At 68.9% G+C, this 19,222-nt stretch carries 18 protein-coding genes; 15 read left to right on the top strand and 3 right to left on the bottom strand.

From position 1 onward, the window contains the following. Positions 1-218 precede the first annotated feature (218 nt). Positions 219-1,796: an amidohydrolase gene (locus DMP23_RS38740; protein WP_337823949.1), complete on the bottom strand. Its 1,578-nt coding sequence runs from the start codon at positions 1,794-1,796 to the stop codon at positions 219-221. Between the two features lie 47 nt (positions 1,797-1,843). On the opposite strand from DMP23_RS38740, the gene DMP23_RS38735 reads away from it, so the two are divergent. The 5 genes from DMP23_RS38735 to DMP23_RS38715 all read left to right on the top strand — a co-directional run bounded on the left by DMP23_RS38735 (position 1,844) and on the right by DMP23_RS38715 (position 5,953). After that, on the top strand, positions 1,844-2,587 hold the full coding sequence (locus DMP23_RS38735; RefSeq protein WP_337823948.1) for an enoyl-CoA hydratase/isomerase family protein: 744 nt from the start codon (positions 1,844-1,846) through the stop codon (positions 2,585-2,587). Further along, positions 2,584-4,119 carry an ATP-dependent acyl-CoA ligase gene (locus tag DMP23_RS38730; protein WP_337823947.1) on the top strand — a complete coding sequence of 512 codons (1,536 nt, stop codon included), beginning with the start codon at positions 2,584-2,586 and terminating at the stop codon, positions 4,117-4,119. Before DMP23_RS38735 ends, DMP23_RS38730 begins: the two co-directional genes overlap by 4 nt. After that, positions 4,116-4,763 (top strand): TetR/AcrR family transcriptional regulator, encoded by a 648-nt coding sequence (locus DMP23_RS38725; RefSeq protein WP_037810989.1) that lies wholly within the window; start codon positions 4,116-4,118, stop codon positions 4,761-4,763. Before DMP23_RS38730 ends, DMP23_RS38725 begins: the two co-directional genes overlap by 4 nt. Positions 4,764-4,809: 46 nt before the next feature. Beyond that, positions 4,810-5,136, top strand: a complete 327-nt coding sequence (locus DMP23_RS38720; protein WP_037810987.1) for a hypothetical protein — start codon at positions 4,810-4,812, stop codon at positions 5,134-5,136. Positions 5,137-5,263: 127 nt separating this feature from the next. After that, positions 5,264-5,953 (top strand): 4'-phosphopantetheinyl transferase family protein, encoded by a 690-nt coding sequence (locus DMP23_RS38715; protein ID WP_037811207.1) that lies wholly within the window; start codon positions 5,264-5,266, stop codon positions 5,951-5,953. Between the two features lie 3 nt (positions 5,954-5,956). On the opposite strand, the gene DMP23_RS38710 is transcribed toward DMP23_RS38715, so the two are convergent. Next, positions 5,957-7,117 (bottom strand): isochorismate synthase, encoded by a 1,161-nt coding sequence (locus tag DMP23_RS38710; protein WP_337823946.1) that lies wholly within the window; start codon positions 7,115-7,117, stop codon positions 5,957-5,959. Positions 7,118-7,209: 92 nt separating this feature from the next. Next, positions 7,210-7,521, bottom strand: coding sequence for an integration host factor, actinobacterial type (gene mihF / locus DMP23_RS38705; protein WP_020664542.1), 312 nt, complete (start codon positions 7,519-7,521; stop codon positions 7,210-7,212). Positions 7,522-7,982: 461 nt separating this feature from the next. On the opposite strand from mihF, the gene DMP23_RS38700 reads away from it, so the two are divergent. From DMP23_RS38700 to DMP23_RS38655, 10 genes are all read left to right on the top strand, one after another. Next, complete coding sequence (locus DMP23_RS38700; RefSeq protein WP_337823945.1) at positions 7,983-9,611, top strand: long-chain fatty acid--CoA ligase; 1,629 nt, start codon at positions 7,983-7,985, stop codon at positions 9,609-9,611. 99 nt (positions 9,612-9,710) lie between these two features. Beyond that, positions 9,711-11,015 (top strand): ABC transporter substrate-binding protein, encoded by a 1,305-nt coding sequence (locus DMP23_RS38695; RefSeq protein WP_337823944.1) that lies wholly within the window; start codon positions 9,711-9,713, stop codon positions 11,013-11,015. Next, positions 11,012-11,923 carry a carbohydrate ABC transporter permease gene (locus DMP23_RS38690; RefSeq protein ID WP_037810979.1) on the top strand — a complete coding sequence of 304 codons (912 nt, stop codon included), beginning with the start codon at positions 11,012-11,014 and terminating at the stop codon, positions 11,921-11,923. The genes DMP23_RS38695 and DMP23_RS38690 overlap by 4 nt, the downstream gene beginning before the upstream one ends. After that, positions 11,920-12,738, top strand: a complete 819-nt coding sequence (locus tag DMP23_RS38685; RefSeq protein ID WP_037810977.1) for a carbohydrate ABC transporter permease — start codon at positions 11,920-11,922, stop codon at positions 12,736-12,738. Before DMP23_RS38690 ends, DMP23_RS38685 begins: the two co-directional genes overlap by 4 nt. Before the next feature lie 91 nt (positions 12,739-12,829). Next, entirely contained in the window at positions 12,830-13,288 is a 459-nt protein-coding gene (locus tag DMP23_RS38680) for a DUF4190 domain-containing protein (RefSeq protein WP_037810976.1), read from the top strand. Between the two features lie 676 nt (positions 13,289-13,964). Then, a complete protein-coding gene (locus DMP23_RS38675; protein WP_337823943.1) occupies positions 13,965-15,680 on the top strand; it encodes a TIGR03767 family metallophosphoesterase in 1,716 nt (571 codons plus the stop codon). Positions 15,681-15,732: 52 nt separating this feature from the next. Next, complete coding sequence (locus tag DMP23_RS38670; protein ID WP_337823942.1) at positions 15,733-16,134, top strand: PaaI family thioesterase; 402 nt, start codon at positions 15,733-15,735, stop codon at positions 16,132-16,134. Positions 16,135-16,208: 74 nt separating this feature from the next. After that, on the top strand, positions 16,209-17,465 hold the full coding sequence (locus DMP23_RS38665; RefSeq protein ID WP_199817516.1) for a peptidase C39 family protein: 1,257 nt from the start codon (positions 16,209-16,211) through the stop codon (positions 17,463-17,465). Positions 17,466-17,510: 45 nt separating this feature from the next. Further along, positions 17,511-18,017 (top strand): DinB family protein, encoded by a 507-nt coding sequence (locus DMP23_RS38660; RefSeq protein WP_337823941.1) that lies wholly within the window; start codon positions 17,511-17,513, stop codon positions 18,015-18,017. Between the two features lie 86 nt (positions 18,018-18,103). Next, entirely contained in the window at positions 18,104-19,201 is a 1,098-nt protein-coding gene (locus DMP23_RS38655; RefSeq protein WP_037810970.1) for an S-(hydroxymethyl)mycothiol dehydrogenase, read from the top strand. Positions 19,202-19,222 lie beyond the last annotated feature (21 nt).

Below are 19,222 nucleotides of genomic sequence, written 5' to 3'. Positions count from 1 at the left end.
AAGAGCGCCCGACCAAACCGCCGAGCGGTTGGGAGCCCACACGCTGAGCGCCGGACGGCAAGGAGCCCGCAAGCCGATCCACGGACGTTGGCGAGCACGCGAACCAACCACCGAGCGGCGCGGAGCACCCGACCAAGCCGTCACCGAGCCGCGGCGACCACCCACCCCAACCGGCAGGAAAACCAGCCCACCAGCCGACCGCACGACGGGCCTCCCCATCACGAGGCCTCGTACCGGAGTTCTCCGCCCACCGCGGTGCCGAGCACGCGGGCGTCGTCCACAGTGGACAGTGGGTCCGCGGACAGCACCACGAAGTCCGCGAGCTTGCCCGGTTCCAGGGTGCCCAGGTAGCTCTCCGCGAAGGTCGCGTAGGCCGAGCCGTAGGTGTAAGCGCGCAGGGCCTCCGCCGGGGTCAGCGCTTCCTCTACCGCGAACGGTTCGCCGGTGGACGTGCGACGGTGGACCATGTCGGCGAGGCCGAGCAGTGGGGCGCCGTCGACGACGGGGCGGTCTGAGCTGGCTGGCAGGACGCATCCGGCGTCGAGGACGCTGCGGAGGCGGTAGCACCACGGCACCCGCGCTTCGCCGAGGGCTGCGCGCATGCCGTCGCCCAGTTCGTTCACGAAGCGGCCTTGCGGGGACGCGATCAGGCCCAGCGCGGCCAGGCGGGTCAGTTCCGCGGGCGGGAGCACGGCGCAGTGTTCGATGCGGTGCCGGTGGTCCGGGCGCGGGTTGGCGGCCAGGGCGGCTTCGTAGGCGTCCAGGACGACCGTGATGGCTCGGTCGCCGATGGCGTGGGTCGCGATTTGCCAGCCGGCGTCGTGGGCTCGGCGGATCGTGGCTGTCAGCTCGTCCTCGGGCACCTGGAAGTAGCCGCGGTTGTCCGGTTCGCCGTCGAACGGTTCGTGCATCGCGCAGGTGCGGCCGACTAGCGAACCGTCGGCGAAGAGTTTCATCGGGCCGATCCGCAGCCACTCGTCGCCTAGGCCGGTGCGCAGGCCTAGGTCCAGGCCGAAGCCGGCGCCGTCAGGCAGGTCGTGCAGGACGCTCGCGGCGACCATCACCGTGCTGCGGACTCGCAGGACGCCGCGTTCGCGCGCGAGCTGGTACGCGGCCAGCTCCGCGGGCGTCTCGCCGACCAGGCCGCCGCCGATGCCGGCTTCCTGGACGCTCGTGATGCCCTCGGACAGGTACTGCCGGCTCGCCCGGTCGAGGCCTCGGACCACCGATTCGAGCGGCGTCGGGTACGTCAGCGGGCGCAGCAGCAACTGCGCCTGCTCGCGCAGCAAACCGGTCGGCGAGCCGTCGGCCGACTGGACGACGTCGCCGCCGACGGGGACGTTCGCGAGGTCCAGCTGGTCCAGCACCGCGGAGTTGACCAGCGTCATGTGGCCGGACGTGTGCTTGAGCCGCACGAGCATGCCGGGGGCGGCGCGGTCGAGGCCGTGCCGGTCAGGGTGCTCACCTCCGGCGAGTTTGTTCTGGTCGTAGCCGCTGCCGACGACCCAGCTCCCGGCGGGCAGCTCGGCCGCGCGCCGCGCCACCGCGTCGTACACCTCGTCGACGCTGCGGCAGTCGCTGAGCGGCACGTCGTCCAGGCCCATGCCGAACCAGGCCATGTGGTTGTGCGCGTCGTGGAACCCGGGCGCGACGAAACCCCCGCCGAGGTCCACCCGGCGGCGGGCGGACAGTTCGCGCGCGTCGTCGCCCAGCGCCACGATCCGGCCGTGCAGCACCGCCAGTGCGGTGTCGCCGGTGACCAGCCTGGCGTTCTCGTACACCGCGTCAACCTGCATGCCCTGGACACTATCGATCGATCGATCGAACGTCTAGGCTCCCCTCCATGAGCACCGTTGACCTGGCCGTCGAGGGCGGCATCGCGCAGATCCGGCTGAACCGGCCCGAGCGGCTCAACGCCGTCGCGCCCGTGCTGGTGGACGACTTCCTCACCGCGCTGGAGGAGGTCGCGCACAGCGAAGCCCGCGTCGTCCTCCTCACCGGCAACGGCCGCGCCTTCTGCGCCGGGCACGACCTGAAGGAACCCACCCCGGAGGGTGACTCCCGGACCAGGCTGGAGCGGCTCCAGGACGTCACGCGCCGGCTGCGCGCGCTGCGTCAGCCGGTGATCGCCGCCGTGCACGGGTACGCGATCGGCGCGGGCGCGGAGTTCGCGCTGGGCTGCGACCTGATCCTGGCCGCCGAGGACGCGGTGTTCGCGTTCCCCGAGGTGTCGCTGGGGCTGAGCGTCACCGGTGCCGCGTCGAGGCTGCTCCCACTGCTGGTCGGGCCGATCAAGGCGAAGGAACTGCTGCTGCTCGGCGACCGGTTCGACGGCCGGCGCGCGCACGACCTCGGCCTCGTCAACGCCGCCGTGCCAGCGGACGAGCTGATGCCCCTCGCGCTCGGCTGGGCGGAGAAGATCGCCCATCACCCGCCGGAGGCCGCCACGATGGCGAAGCGAGCACTCGACGCCGGGATCGACCACGCCTTCGACTCAGCGCTGGAACTCGAGGTCACCCATGCCCTAATCACCGAGCACTCGGCCGCCGTCCGCGAGTCGACCGAAGCGTTCCGGAGCCGGGCGTGACGCCGCTGCAGAACGTCGACACGCTGGTCGCCCTGGTCACGCGCGCCGCGCAGCTCTGGCCGGACCGCACCGCGTGGATCTTCGACAGCACCGGCACCAGGTTCACCTTCGCCGAGGTCGACGACCGCAGCGGACGCCTGGCTAAAGCGCTCCAGGAACAAGGCGTCCAGGCAGGCGATCGCGTCGCGGTGATGCTCCGCAACGAGCCGGAATTCCCGCTCATGTGGCTCGCGCTCGCCAAACTCGGCGCCGTTCTGGTTCCGGTGAACATCAACTACCGCGAATTCGACGGCGCGCACGTCCTGCGCCACTCCGGCGCGCGCTTGGCGGTGGCCGCCGAAGAGTTCGTGGAACTGCTGGAGAAAATCGCGCCGGAAACGGCCGTGGAACGCGTCCTCACGCCGGACGCGCTCAAGTCGGAAACACGCTGCGAACCTGAATTGGTGGTGGCCGAACAGCCGGTCAACATCCAGTACACCTCCGGCACCACGGGCGCGCCGAAGGGCTGCGTGCTGCCGCACCGGTACTGGACCACGCTCGCGATCGGACTCGCCACCGACTTCCCCGCCGTCGGCGAAGACGACATTCTGCTTACCGCACAACCGTTCCACTACATTGATCCACAGTGGAACGTCGCGCTCGCGCTGGCCGCCGGGGCGACGCTCGTCGTACTGGACCGCTTCCACCCCTCCACGTTCTGGGCGAAGGTCCGCGAGTACGAGGTCACCTGGTTCTACTGCCTCGGCCTGATGCCGACGCTGCTGCTGCGCCAGCCGCCGCATCCGGACGACCGGAACCACCGCGTCCGCGCGATCAGCGCGTCGGCGATCCCGCCGGACCTGCACGCTCAGCTGGAAGAACGCTGGGGCGTGCCGTGGTACGAGGCGTTCGGGATGACCGAGACCGGCGGGGACATCCGGGTTTCCGAGTCCGACCACGACGCCGCGGTGGGCACCGGCTGCATCGGACGGCCGACCCGCGACCGCGAAGCGATGATCGCCGGAGAGGACGGGAAACCGTTGCCTCGCGGGGAAACCGGCGAGCTGCTGATCCGCGGCATCGGGCTGATGCACGGCTACCACGAGGATCCCGAAGCGACCGCGCGCGCGTTCGCCGGCGGCTGGTTCCACACCGGCGACCTCGCCCGGATGGACGACGAAGGCCGCGTCTACTACCTCGGCCGCACCAAGGACATGATCCGGCGCAGCGGCGAGAACATCTCCGCCGACGAGGTCGAGCGAGCACTGCTGCAACATCCGAAGGTGCAGCTCGCGGCCGTCCTCGCGGTGCCGGACGAACTGCGCGGCGAGGAAGTGAAGGCGTACGTCGTGTGCGGCGAGAACCGGCCGTCGCCCGAGGAGCTGGCGGAGTTCTGCGCGCAGCAACTGGCGTACTTCAAGGTGCCGCGCTTCTGGGCCTTCGCGGACGACCTGCCGCGCACGCCGTCCGAACGCGTCGCGAAGGGCGAACTGCGCAAGGTCGCCGACCTGCGCGCCGGCTCCTGGGACCGCAGCACCGGGGAGTGGCGATGAGCAGCGCCGAACGCGTCCGGGCGGCCGCCGTGAAACTGTTCGCCACCAAGGGTTTCCACGGCACAGGCATTCGGGATCTGGCCCAGGAAGCCGAACTTTCTTCGGCGACGCTCTACCACTACATGGGCACCAAGGAAGATCTTCTTGTCGAGATCATGACGACCTCGCTGCACCGCCTGATCGACGCGGTCGCGAAGGCCACCGCGGGCAGCGACGATCCGGTGGCCCGGATGCGCACGCTGGTCGCGCTGCACGTCCTCGCGCACGCCGCCCAGCCGGGCGAAACCCGGGTGGTGGACAACGAAGTCGACGCGCTTTCGGCTCCGGCGCGTGCCCAGGTCGTCGCGCTGCGGGACGAATACGAGCAGTTCTGGGCGAAGGCGATCGAAGACGGCGCCGCGGCGAACGTGTTCCACACCGCACAACCGGCCGTGACGCGGCTCGCATTGCTGGAAATGTGCAGCGGCGTGGCCCGGTGGTATTCCCCGAAGGGCCCGCTCAAGCTCGAAGACCTGGCCACGCACTACGCGGAGCTGGCATTGCGGGCCCTCGGACATCCGGTCGCGGTGCGTGCGCACGACCTCCGGCAATGCCTCGAAGTGGTCGCCCAGGTGTGGGACTTGCCTGTCCAAGAGGGCTTTTAGCGCCGTACGCCTTGCTCAGACGGCGAACGTGGGGGACGCTCGAAGGGTGACTGAGCAAACGATCCAACTCGAACTGGACGACTCGGGTCTCTCTCCTGGCCTGCCCGCGCCTTCAAACCCGCGCGATCAGGTCCAGGACGTGCCGTATCGACCAGTCGAGTTTCGTGACGACGACCTGCCCAGCGCGCTCGAGCGCTGCGCAGTCTGGCTGCGCCAAGCGCAGGAGTGGCTGGGAGAACCGCTCGACGTCCTCGCGATCCACCTAGACTACGACGAGCGACAGGGTTCGCCCTACTACGACGTGAAATTGCTGTGCAACGAGGAGGACCTAGCCGGGGTCCCGATCGCGATGCGCGACAAGAACAAGTCTTAGCACTCGTCATCTCCGCCGCGAAGGCCCTCTCGGACTCCGAGGGGGCCTTCGCCGCGTTCGGGATAGGGGCATGACAAACCTCGGCGCGCCCGGGCAAGATCGGAGGCGGACGAGGGAGGGTATGCCGGTGACCGAAATCGTGGTGCGCTGGTCCGAACCGCTGCCCGCGGAGGACCGCTACCTGAAGCTGCTGGATGACCTGGAGAGAGGCCGCTACGACGCGTACCGGCTCGAAATCGACCAGCGCCGCTTCCTGACCGGCCGGGTGCTCGCGAAGACCCTCGTCGCGGAACGGCTCGGCGGCGGGGCGGAGTCCGTGCGCTTCGACGCGACCTGCGACGACTGCGGCAAACCGCACGGCCGTCCGCGTGTGCCGGGTTCGGACCTCGTGCTGTCGATCTCGCATTCGGGCAATCTGATCGGCCTCGCGGTCGCCGACGGCGTGCCGGTAGGCCTCGACGTCGAAACCGCCAGCCGCAAGGCGGACGCGTCGCTCGTGGAGTACGCGCTGAGCCCGGCCGAGCGGGAAGCGGTCGCGGGCCTGTCGGACGAGGAGCGTTCGGCAGCCTTCTTCATCTACTGGACGCGCAAGGAAGCGGTGATGAAGGCCACCGGCAAGGGGCTGAAGATCCCGCTGCAGAGCATCACGTTCTCCCGCTACGACGCTCCCGCCGAGCTGATGGCCTCCGGTGACGAGGCGCTGGACCCGGCGCGGACCCGGCTAGCCGACCTCAAGGCGGCAGACGGGCACCGGGCGGCGGTCGCGGCGTTGACCTCGGACAGCCTGAGCGTCACCGAGGAGCACTGGCTGCCGTAAGCCTCAGGACGCGCTGTCGTCCAGCCCCATCGCGCCGAGCAGGGTGCGGAACTTCGCGATCGTCTCCTGGTACTCGGTGTCCGGGTCCGACGCCGGCACGATGCCGCCGCCCGCGAAGAGCCGCATCGACTTGTCGGCCACCTCGGCGCAGCGGATCGCGACGGCCCACTCGCCGTCTCCCGCCGCGTCGACCCAGCCGACCGCGCCCGCGTAGTACCCGCGGTCGAACGGCTCCAGTTCCTGCACCAGGTCGCGCGCGGCGACGGTCGGGGTGCCGCAGACGGCCGGGGTCGGGTGCATGGCGGCAGCGAGGTCGAGAGCGGTCACCGAGCGGTCCGCCAGCTCGCCGGTGATGGACGTCCGCAGGTGCCAGATGGCGGGCGTGGAGACCAGCTCAGGGCCGGCCGGGACGTCGAGTTTGCGGCAGAACGGCCGCAGCGACTCGACGACGTAGTCGATCACCAGGTCGTGCTCTTCCCGGTCCTTCGCGGACGCGAGGAGGGCTTCGCCGTTGGCCCGGTCGGTCTCCGGGTCGGCCGACCGCGGCATCGACCCGGCGTGCGGGGTCGTGAACACGGAGTCGCCCGTCCGGGAAAGCAGAAGCTCAGGGGTGGCCCCGACGAGCGTGCGGCCGCCGGGCAATTCGGCGGCGTAAGTGAAGTGGCGCGGGTTGCCGCGCGCGAGGTTGCGCACGATCGCCTCGACCGGGATCGGCGCGTCGAATTCCAGCTCGAGCGCACGGGCCAGGACGGCTTTACGCAGGTCACGGTCGCGCAGAGCGGCGACGGCGGCCCGCACGTTCTCGCGGTGGCCGTCGGCGGAGGGAAGCCGCCGGGTGGCCGCCGGGGCGGGCAGGTCGGCGGCGGGCGGTGCGGCCGAGGCCTCGCCTTGGGCGCGGTGCACCGTCCGGGGCAGCACGAGGTGCCCCGGCGAGGCAGCGCCGGGTCCGGTGTCGAACGGCAGCACGCCGACGGCGAGCGGCACGCCGGAACGGTCCAGCTCAGCGGCAGCCGAGCGGGCGAGGCGGCGTGGGTCGGCGTCGGTGACTGTCCCGAGCGCACCGCGGGCGAGCAGGGCACGCCGGGCGGTCGCGAACAAGAAGTCGCCACGCTGGTAGCGGACGGTGGTCTCGGCCGGGGTCGCCGGCGCGGTACTGGTCGTCACTTCACCAGCGTCTCAGGATCCGGGAGCGCCGCGGGGAAAGTGTCGCCGGTGCAACACCTCGCGCCACCTTCCCCGCGGCCGCCGGATCAGCGTTACTTGAGCGCGTCGATCAGCGCTTCGCGCTGCCGTTCGCCCAGGCCAGCGGCCCGGCGGTCGGGGTCGATCCCCGCCTGCTCGAGCAGCGCGGCGACCTTGACCGCGCCCAGGCCGGGCACCGCCTTGAGAAGCTGCGTGACCTTCGTCTTGCCGACGGTCTTGTTCTCCTTGGCCCGCTTGAGCACCGACTCGATGCTCTCCTTGCCGGACTTGATCGAAGCGAGCAGCTCCGAACGCGCCTTACGAGCCTCTGCCGCCTTGGCGAGGGCCTCGGCGCGCTGCTCCGGAGTCAACGTGGGCAGAGCCAACGTAATGTCCTTTCCTCTCAGGTCTCCGCTTTCGCGGCCGACGGTCTCAGCCGATGCTTGCAGCTGCAAGCGCTGGCCAGCCATCACTTACCACGGCCCCAGTAAACGCCACGTGCCCGCAGTACGCGCAACCGACACGCACTTATCACCCGTCGACGGGCGCGGCGGACCTGCGCGAGGGGACCCCTCGCGACCTGTGAAAACGGCCTCGATGGGCTCATTTCCACCCCCATTACCTCACCCGAACGAGAGTGTATTTCACCGCAGTTAACACAACGCATTTTCTTGTCCCGCAACGGGAATCACGACAGAAGTGGATCATGGAAGCGCGGGGCCGCCACCCGATGGCGGGAGAGGGCCGACAAGCCGTGACCGAACTTGTTCGTGCCCGATCCGGCGGATCCGCATTAGAGTCGGGCGCACCCCAGTTCACCGGCGAACGAGCACCACGGGAGTCACCCATGTTGAGCACGATGCAGGGCGGACAGCTGTCGCTCGCGAAGCTGCTGCGCCACGGCACGAAGGTGCACGCGAAGAGCGAAGTCGTCACCTGGACCGGTTCAGAAGCCCGCCGGGAGACCTATGCGGAGCTCGGCAAGCACGCCGCCCGGCTCGCGAACGCGCTGCGCGGTCTCGGCGTCACCGGCGACCAGCGGGTCGGCACGTTCATGTGGAACAACGCCGAGCACCTCGCCGCCTACCTGGCAGTGCCCGCCATGGGCGCGGTGCTGCACACGCTGAACATCCGGCTGTTCCCGGAGCAGCTGGTCTTCGTGGCGAACCACGCGGAAGACCACGTCATCATCGTCGACGGCACGCTCGTGCCGCTGCTGGCGAGCAACCTGCCGGGGATGAAGACGGTCAAGCACGTGATCGTGGCCAACGGCGACGCGTCCGCGCTGACCGCGCCCGAGGGCGTCACCGTGCACTCCTACGACGAGCTGCTGGCCGGGCAGTCCGACGAGTTCGACTGGCCGGAGATCGACGAGCGGGCCGCCGCCGCGATGTGTTACACCTCCGGCACCACGGGCGACCCGAAGGGCGTCGTCTACTCGCACCGGTCGATCTGGCTGCACTCGATGCAGGTCTGCATGACCGACAGCATGCGGCTCGCCCAGGAAGACCTGGCGCTGGCGATCGTGCCGATGTTCCACGCCATGTCGTGGGGCCTGCCGTACGCGGCGATGATGGTCGGCGCCTCGCTGCTGATGCCGGACCGGTTCCTGCAGCCCGCCCCGATCGCCGCGCTGCTGGCCGCGGAGAAGCCGACCTTCGCCGCCGCGGTCCCGACGATCTGGCAGGGCCTGCTCGCACACCTCGACGCGAACCCGCAGGACATCAGCCACGTGCGCGAGGTGGTCGTCGGCGGGTCGGCCGCGCCGCCGTCGCTGATGCACGCCTTCGAAGAGCGCTACGACGTGCCGATCCTGCACGCGTGGGGCATGACCGAGACGTCGCCGCTCGGCAGCGTCGCGCGTCCGCCTGCCAGCGCGACCGGCGAGGAGCGCTGGGCCTACCGCTACACCCAGGGCCGGTTCCCGGCGTCCGTGGCGGCCCGGCTGATCGGCGACGACGGCGAGGAACTGCCGTGGGACAACGAGGCGGTCGGCGAACTGGAGGTGTCCGGTCCGTGGATCGCCGGCGCCTACCACGGCGGATCCGACATCGACCCGGAGAAGTTCCACGACGGCTGGCTGCGCACCGGTGACGTCGGCAAGATCAGCCCGGACGGCTTCCTCACGCTCACCGACCGCGCCAAGGACGTGATCAAGTCCGGCGGCGAGTGGATCTCGTCGGTCGACCTGGAGAACGCGGTGATGGGCCATCCGGCGGTCGCCGAGGCGGCGGTCGTCGGCATCCCGGACGAGAAGTGGGACGAACGCCCGCTGGTCGCCGTCGTGGTCAAGGAGGGCCAGCAGGCCACCGCCGAGGAACTGCGCGAGTACCTGTCGGACAAGGTCGCGAAGTGGCAGCTGCCGGAGAACTGGACGTTCGTGGAGGAGGTGCCCAAGACGAGCGTCGGCAAGTTCGACAAGAAGCGGCTGCGCGCGTCCTACTCCGAGGGAAAGCTCGACATCTCACACCTCTGAGCGGTAAATCTCCGGCGAGTTGTCGGCCTGGGAAGGGCTTCGTGAGGGAATCTGTTGCAGGCAAGGAGCCCTTCCCAGCACGTCGGAGGAGAACTGGGGATGCAGCAGCGGAGCAGGAGGTCGTTCCTGTCGTTGGCGGGAACGGCGACGGTGGGCGCGGTCGCGGCCGCGTGCGGGTCGAACACCGGGCGTCCGGGGGATCCGCCGCCGTCCACGGCGATGTCGGCGGGAGCCTCGACCCCGTCGCAGGCCCCGAAGGTCACGCTGCAGCAGTGGTACCACGCCTACGGCGAGGACGGCGTGCAGCAAGCCGTCAAGAACTACGCGGCCAGCTATCCGGGCGCGAAGGTCAACGTGGTGTGGAACCCCGGCGACTACGACTCGAAGATCGTCACCGCGCTGCAGAACAGCCCGGTGCCGGACGTTTTCGAGGCGCAGGTGAAGATCGACTGGGTCCGGCAGAACCAGGTGGTGGCGCTCGACGACATCATCGGGCCGGTCAAGAACGACTTCAGCCCCGCCGTGCTCGCCGCGCAGACCGTGGAGGGCAAGGTCTACGGCATTCCGCAGGCCACCGACACGCAGGTCCTCTTCTACCGCAAGAGCATGCTGCAGGCCGCCGGCGTGCAGCCGCCGCAGACCGTGGACGAGCTGATCGACGCCGCGAGCAAGCTGTCGAAGGACGGCGTGAAGGGGTTCTTCGCGGGCAATGACGGCGGGGTCGGCACGCTCACCGGGCCGCTCATGTGGTCGGCCGGGCTCGACTACCTGAAGAACAACAACCGCGAGGTCGGCTTCGACGATCCGCGCGCGGCCGCCGCGTTCAGCAAGCTGCACACGTTGAACGCCAACGGTTCCCTGCTGCTCGGCGCGCCCGCCGACTGGTCGGATCCGGGCGCGTTCGTCGACGGGCTCTGCGCGATGCAGTGGACCGGGCTGTGGAACGTCCCGAAGATCCGCGACGCGCTCAACGACGACTTCGGCGTGCTGCCGTTCCCGAAGCTGGACGACAGCGGCAAGCCGTCGGTCCCGGTCGGCGCGTACGGCGCGATGGTCAACGCGAAGAGCGCGCACGTCAACGAGGCCAAGGCGTTCGTGAAGTGGCTGTGGATCGACCAGACCGACAGCCAGCTGGAGTTCGCCACCCGCTACGGCTTCCACGTGCCCGCCCGGCAGAGCCTCATCGACAAAGCGCAGACGCTGCAAAGCGGTCCGGCCGCGGACGTGGTGAAGTTCGTCAAGGAGAACAGCCACCTCATCGGCGGTCCGGTGTGGACGCAGACGTCGAACACCGCGTTGTCGGACGCGGTCGCGAAGATCGCCAAGGAGGGCGCGGACCCGGTGGCGCAGACGAAGGCCGCGGTCACCGTCGCGCAGGCCGAGCTGAAACGCCTGTTCGGATGAAGCTGTCCCGGAAAACCCGGGACACGCTGGCGTTCTGGGGGTTCGTGGGTCCGTTCCTGCTCGGCCTGGCGATCTTCGCCTACGTGCCGATCGGGTGGAGCCTGTACCTGTCGTTCTTCGACGCGCGCAACACCGTCACCCCCAGCGTCTTCGTCGGACTGGACAACTACGCGCACATGCTCTCCGACGGCCCGTTCGTCGCGAGCCTCGGCACGTTCAGCGTCTTCGCCCTGTTCATCGTCCCGCTGACGTTCGTGCTGTCGCTGGCCTTGGCGGTCGGCGTGAACCAGCTGCGGTTCGCGAAGGCGTTCTTCCGTTCGGTGTTCTTCCTGCCGTTCGCGTGTTCGTACGTGGTGGCGTCGCTGATCTGGAAGACGTCGCTGTTCTCCGGCGTCCGCTACGGTCTCGCGAACACCGTGCTCGGCGTCTTCGGCATCGACCCGGTGGCGTGGACCGGCACCGTGCACCCGCCGCTGTACTGGGTGGTGCTGGTGACCGCCCGGCTGTGGCTGCAGCTCGGCTTCTACATGATCCTTTTCCTCGCCGCGCTGCAGCGGATTCCGCAGCATCTGTACGAGGCGGCGTGGCTCGACGGCGCGAAGCCGGGATGGCAGGTTTTCCGGCACATCACGCTGCCTCAGCTGCGCGCGACGTCGGTGGCCGTACTGCTGCTGAATCTGATCAACGCCTACCAGGCGTTCGACGAGTTCTACAACATCATGGGCGATTCCCGCGGTTATCCGCCGTTCGCGCGGCCGCCGCTGGTGTACCTCTACTACACCTCCCTCGGCTCCGGGGGCCAGGATCTTGGCCGCGGCAGCGCGGGCGCGATCATCCTCGCGCTGCTGATCGCCGTGGTCACCCTCCTCCAGGGCAAGCTCTTCCGGTTCGATCGGAGCGCGACATGATCCGCGCGGTGCTTCGCTGGACAGCGCTCACAGTGTCCGCGATCCTCTTCCTGCTGCCGTTCTACCTGTTGCTGCGCAACGGTCTCGCGTCGCGCGCGGAGCTCACCGCGCCGGGCTGGACGCTGTGGCCGAAGGAGATCCACTGGGAGAACTTCACGAAGCTGTTCGACCAGCAGGACGTGCCGTTCGCGCGCAGCATCGTGAACTCGGTCGTCGTCGCGGTGCTGCAAACCGTGGGCCTGCTGGTGGTGTGCTCGCTCGCCGGCTACGGCCTGGCGCGAGTGCCGTACCGGTACTCGAAGCCGGTGTTCTACGCGGTGCTGGCGACGCTGATGATCCCGACGTCGGTGACGTTCGTGCCGAGTTTCGTGGTGGTGTCGACGCTCGGCTGGCTCTCGGATTTCCGCGGCCTGGTCATCCCTGGCCTGTTCAGCGCGTTCAGCGTTTTCCTGTTCCGGCAGTACTTCCTGGACTTCCCGAAGGAGCTGGAAGACGCCGGCCGCGTCGACGGCCTGTCCCGCTGGGGCGTCTTCCGCAAGATCGTGGTGCCGAACTCGCGGGGCTTCTTCGCCGCGATCGCGGTCATCACCGTGATCGGCAGCTGGAACGCGTTCCTGTGGCCGTTGATCATCGCGCAGTCGCCGGACTCGTGGACGGTGCAGGTCGCCCTGTCCGGGCTGCTGACCGCGCAGAACCCGCAGCTGAACCTGCTGTTCCTGGCCGCGGTGCTGTCGATCGTGCCGATTGTCCTGCTCTTCGCGTTCCTCCAGCGATATCTGGTACGCGGGGTCACCGAATCCGGGTTGAAAGGCTGAAAACCGTCACATCGACCCGCGACCGCGCGTAACGTTTCGCCGTTAGCCGCCGACGACTCACCGTCGCGACAGTCGCAGCAGGAGTGCACCCATGACGGACCCGTATCAGCAGCAGCCTTACCCCGGCCAGGACCCGGCGCAGGGGCATCCCTCCGGACCGGTGCCCGCGCCGGGGTATCCGGCCACGCCTGGATACGGTCAGGCGCCGGTGCCCTACGGGGCGCCGATGTACGGGGCGCCGTACGCGGCTCCGTATCCCGGGGTCACGCCGTTGAAGACCAGCGGGCTCGCGATCGCCGGGATGGTGGTCGGGATCGTCGCGTTGATCTTCTTCTGGGTTCCGTTCTTCGACGTGGTCGCGGCTATTACGGCGATCGGGTTGTCGTGGGCCGGGATGGTGCAGGGCGGGAAGCCTGGGTGGACCGGGCAGGGGATGGGGATCGCCGGGCTGGTGTGCGGGATCTTGGCGGCTATTCCCGCGGTGATCTTTTTGGTTTGGTTCTTTGTGTCGTTGTCTGCTGTTGGGGCTACTTGCGCGTTTTACTGCTGAGGGGGTACTTCGGCTCGTCGCCTGGCGGCGACATCGCTTGTGGTTGCGTGGGGCACCCCGAAGCTTGATTGTGATGACGGTCTGAGGGTGCTTGTCAAGGCGGTAAAGATGCCTTGACAAGCACCCTCAGACCGCATTTTGGCTTCGTATCGGGGTGCGGGGGTGGTGTGGGTGCAACGCTCGTTGGGTGCATCGGTGGCGGTTTCGTTCGGGGTGGGGCTTGCGCCCCAATGTGGCATTGGGTGCATCTGACGCACCCAATGTGGCGTTCGGTGCATGCGACGCACCCAATGCCACATTGGGGCGCATCCCAGGGCGCGGGCGGCGGCGGGGCGAGCCGAGGGCCATGAGGGGAACCCTGAGGGAATCAGAGTCAATGAGGGTGGCCCTCACGTACCCGAAAAGCCGTGAAGGGCCCCTTCAGGGAATCTAAGTCCCTCAAGGAGCCCTTCACGGACTGCCGGGCGCGGGTCGTGAGGGTGGCCCTCGCGTACTGGCGGCCGACCCTGATCTCGCCCTCCGTTCGGCGGTAGTGGCATGCCTCTCGGATGTGACAGAGTCTCCCGCATTGTCACGGCAAATGTGAGAGACCTTCGCGTTCTGCTTCGGCTTAGTTCACCGGCCCGTCATGGGCGTCCGGGAGCGTCGAGGGGCGGCGAGACGGGGAGTGAAAACCATGGCGGAACTGACCAGGCGGGCGTTCACCACCGCGGGGGCGGCTGGGGTGGGGTTGTTGCTGTGCACTCCCACGGCCAACGCGCTGGATCGGGCGTTGAGGCGGACCGCGCAGCGGGCCGTGCGGACTGTGGGGACCACGCTTGACCAGGCTGCTTCCGGGGCGCCCACCGGGTACTCGCGGTTGTCCGCCGGGCCTGGGTGGCCGGTTGCGGTCCGGGCGGATCTCGTGGAGGGCAAGGCCGGGCGCGACGATCGGCGGACTGCGCTCGGGGCGTTCGTGCAGTTCACTGACCTGCATATCACCGACACTGAATCGCCTGCTCGGTTCGAGTATCTGCACCCGTTCATCGGGTCCGCGCATCGGCCGCAGGAAACACTCGGGACCGTCGCGACCAGCGCGCTCGTCAAGCGGGTCAACAGCCTTCGCGCGGGGCCGTTCACCGGGCGGCAGTTCGACTTCGTCATGACTACCGGCGACAACACCGACAACCACGAGCTGCTCGAGCTCGACTGGTTCCTCACCACGCTCAACGGTGGCGCGATCACGCCCAACTCCGGCGATCCGAACCGCTACGAGGGGGTTCAGGCGTCGGGCAATCCGGAGTTCTGGAATCCGGGCACGCGGCTCGCCGACGACTACACCAAGAAGGGCTTTCCGCAGATCCCCGGGCTGCTCGAAGCCGGGATCGCGCCGTTCACCGCGCCTGGGTTGAACCTGCCTTGGTACTGCACGTTCGGCAATCACGACGACAGCGTCGTCGGCACCTTGCCGGAGGGCATTCCGGGCATCGAGGGCTGGTACACCGGCAAATACAAGGTCATCGGCAAGGACGAGAGCAGCGCGCGCAAGCTCGGCACCGCCATCCAACAGGGCAAGAGCGTGCCGCTCGGCGAGTTGTTCGGCGGCGGCACAATTCGCGAGGTCACGCCGGATGCGCGGCGGCGTCCGTTCAGCACTTCGGAGTTCGTCAAGGCGCATCTGGCCGCGAAGAACACTGGACCCGGGCCGGTCGGGCACGGCTTTACCGACGCCAACTCCGACGGGCGCAACGTCTACTACACCTTCCGGATCGCGCCCGGCGTCACCGGGATCAGCCTCGACACCACCACGCAGGGCGGGTTCGCCGACGGTTCGATCGGGCTGGCGCAGTTCAACTGGGCCGAGGCGACGCTGAAGCGCAACAGCTCGACGTACTACGACTTCTTCGGCCGCAAGGTCACCCACTCCGTCACCGACGAGCTGTTCGTCCTCTTCAGCCACCACACCAGCGGCACCATGGGCAACCTCCTGCCCGACGCGCGCCACTTGCTCGATCCGCGGCTGGGCGGCGACACGTTCGTCGCGATGCTGCAGCGCTTCCCGAACGTCGTGGCGTGGGTCAACGGGCACACCCACCTCAACAAGATCACCCCGCACGTCGGCAAAACCCCGGCGCAGAGCTTCTGGGAGATCAACACCGCCAGCCACATCGACTTCCCGCAGCACGCGCGGATCATCGAACTGGCCGACAACCACGACGGCACGCTCTCGGTGTTCACCACGCTCATCGAGGCCGACGCCCCGTACGCCGTGGACTACTCCGCCCGCACCCCCGACGCGCTCGCCTCGATGTACCGCGAGTTTTCCTACAACGACATCCACGCGAACCTCAGCCACGTCGGCGAGGCGGGCGACCGCAACACCGAACTGCTGCTGACTAACCCGCTCAGCTGATTACCTTCGAGGTAATCGACGCCACGCGCCCGGCTGCGGTTGACTGCCCGGCATGACCGACGTCGAAGGCACGCAGCTGTTCCACCAAACGATGCCGTTCAGCGAGCGGCTCGGCATCGAGGTGCTGGAGCACGGCCCGGACCTGGTCCGCAGCCGGCTCGCGTGGGACGAATCGCTGTGCACGCTCGGCGGCGTGCTGCACGGCGGGGCGCTGATGGCGCTGGCCGATTCGACCGGCGCGGTCTGCGCGTTCCTCAATCTTCCCGAGGGCGCGCAGGGCACGACGACGCTGGAGTCCAAGACGAACTTCCTGCGCGGCGTCCGTTCGGGGTACGCCACCGCGTCGTCCAGACCACTGCGCGCCGGACGCCGCGTCGTGGTCGTCGAGACCGAAATCCGCGACGACGACGGCAAGCTCGCCGCGAAAATCACCCAGACGCAAGCAGTGTTGTAGCGGCGGCTCTTTACTTACCCGCTCCGGAAGGCGAAAATCTTTGGCTACCACTGGGGTCTGGGGACGGAGCCGGAATGCGGGTTCGCGGGTTGGTCACGTTACTGTCCATCGTCATGCTCACGGCTGGTGCGGCACAGGCCGCCGCGGAACCGCGGCACGCGCGTAACGACGAGGCCATCGACTACCACGAATGGTCGTCCGGCTCGTTCTTCGCGGGCAGGCTCGACGGGCTCGGCTTCGGCTACGGCGGGCTGCGGATCACGCATCCGGCCGGCAGCGTCGCGCACACCGAACCGGGGCTCGGCACCACGCGCACCTACGACTACGGCACCTGGACGTCGCCGAAGTACCGCCAAGGCTTCGACGCGACGCAGCTGATCGCGTCGTGGAACGCGCGCACCCCGGCCAAGACGTGGCTCGAGGTGCAGGCCCGCGGCCGGACTTCCGCCGGGGCCGAGACCACTTGGTACACGATGGGCCGCTGGGCCAGCGGGGACGCGGACATCCACCGCACCAGCGTCGACGGGCAGAGCGACGACAACGCCTCGGTCGACGTCGACACGCTCGCCACGAAGGCAGGCGTCACGCTGCGCTCGTACCAGCTGCGCGTGACGCTCTACCGCGAGCAGGGTTCGCCGACCACGCCGACGCTGTCCTCGCTCGGCGCGATGACCTCGAACGTTCCGGACCGGTTCGACGTACAGACCACCAAGCCCGGCCGGGCGCGCGGGATCGAGCTGAAGGTGCCGCCGTTCGCCCAGAACATCCACAAAGGACAGTTCCCGCAGTACGGCGGCGGCGGGGAAGCCTGGTGCAGCCCGACCTCGACCGAGATGGTCGCCGAGTACTGGGGCCGCAAGCCGACCGAGCAGCAGATGGACTGGATCCCGGCGGACTACCAGGACCGGTCGGTCGTCTACGCCGCGCGCGGCACCTACGACTACGCGTACGACGGCACCGGCAACTGGCCGTTCAACACCGCGTACGCCGCTTCGCTCGGGTTGCGCGGACACATCACGCGACTGCACGACCTCAACGAACTCGAGGACTACATCGCGCGCGGCATCCCGGTGATCACCTCGCAGTCGTTCCTGGCCAGCGAACTCGACGGCGCGGGCTACGGCACGGCCGGCCACCTGATGGTCGTCGTCGGCTTCACCCAGGCGGGCGACGTGATCGCGAACGACCCGGCGTCCAGCTCGGACGGCCGCGTGCGCACGGTGTACAAGCGGGACCAGTTCGAGAAGATCTGGCAGCGCACGAAGCGGCACACCGAAAGCGGCGCGGTGGCCGGCGGTCCGGGCGGGGTCGTTTACCTCATCACGCCGTGATTATTGGCTGGTTCGCCCGGCCGCCGCGGGGCTAAGGTGCCGTCCGTGACCGAGCCTCCGGACAGTCTGTCGGACCCCCGCGAGCTGCTGCTCGCTTACCTCGACTACTACCGTGACACGCTGCTGCGCAAGCTGGACGGCCTGTCCGACGGCGAGTTGCGCACCAGCAGGCTGCCGTCGGGCTGGACTCCGCTCGAACTGCTCAAGCACCTCGCGTTCGTGGAGCGCCGGTGGCTGCGCTGGGGATTCCTGGGCGAGCACATCGATCCGGTCTGGGGAGAGAACGACCCCGAGACCGGGAAGTGGTCGGTCGGCGCGGAGGAATCGGCGGACCAGATCCGGGCGCTCTTCCTGGACGCGTGCGCGGACTCCCGGTCGATCGTGTCCGGTGCGCAGCTCCAGGACATCGCCCGCGGCGGCGGTCGCTTCGATTCGCCGGAGCGGCCCCCGGCGTTGAGCTGGATCCTCTTCCACGTGCTGCAGGAGTACGCGCGGCATGTGGGGCAGTTGGATGTGGTCCGCGAGCTCGCCGACGGCGCGACCGGCGAATAGCGGAACCGATCCGGGCTATGGCGATATGCGCATGATCCGTGATTAGCTGCGCTCGAGAACGCCGTCGCGGGTGAAAGGTTGTGCGCATGCCGTACGAGGTCCAGGGAGTGGTGTCGCGGGCCAAGGGTGAGCCGGTCACGCTCGAGACAGTGGTGGTGCCGGATCCCGGACCGGGCGAGGCGGTCGTCTCGGTGCAGGCGTGCGGGGTGTGCCACACCGACCTGCACTATCGCGAGGGCGGGATCAACGACGAGTTCCCGTTCCTCCTCGGGCACGAGGCCGCGGGGCGGGTCGACAAGGTCGGCGCGGGCGTCACCGATCTCGCGCCCGGCGACTACGTGATCCTCAACTGGCGTGCGGTCTGCGGCACCTGCCGGGCCTGCAAACGCGGCAAGCCCTGGTACTGCTTCTCGACTTTCAACGCCGAGCAGCCGATGACCCTCACCGACGGCACGAAGCTGTCCCCCGCGCTGGGCGTCGGCGCGTTCCTCGGGAAGACACTCGTCCACAGTGGACAGTGCACCAAGGTCGACGAGCGGGCCGAACCCGCCGTCGCCGGGTTGCTGGGCTGCGGCGTGATGGCCGGCCTCGGCGCGGCGATCAACACCGGCTCGGTCGGGCGCGGCGATTCGGTCGCGGTGATCGGGTGCGGCGGGGTCGGCGACGCGGCCATCGCGGGTGCGCAACTGGCCGGCGCGACCACGATCGTCGCGATCGACACCGACGACCGGAAACTCCAGTGGGCCAAGGACTTCGGGGCCACGCACACGGTCAACAGCCGCGGCCTGAGCGAGGAGGACGTGGTCGCCGCGATGCAGGACGCGACGAACTCGTTCGGCCCGGACGTCGTGATCGACGCGGTCGGCCGCCCGGAGACCTGGCGGCAGGCGTTCTACGGCCGCGACCTCGCCGGCACCGTCGTGCTGGTCGGCGTGCCCACGCCGGACATGAAGCTCAACGACCTGCCGCTGATCGACTTCTTCTCGCGCGGCGGTTCGCTGAAGTCGTCGTGGTACGGCGACTGCCTGCCGTCGCGGGACTTCCCGATGCTGGTCGACCTGTACCTGCAGGGCAGGCTGCCGCTGGACAAGTTCGTCACGGAGCGGATCGGCGTCGACGGCGTGGAGCAGGCTTTCGAGCGTATGCACCACGGCGACGTGCTGCGCAGCGTGGTGGAGTTCTGATCCTTTTCGCCGACGCGGACT

The organism is Amycolatopsis sp. A1MSW2902 (genome assembly GCF_017312175.1).
Taxonomy (GTDB): Bacteria; Actinomycetota; Actinomycetes; order Mycobacteriales; family Pseudonocardiaceae; genus Amycolatopsis; species Amycolatopsis nivea.
This window is presented reverse-complemented; position numbering and strand designations above follow the sequence as displayed.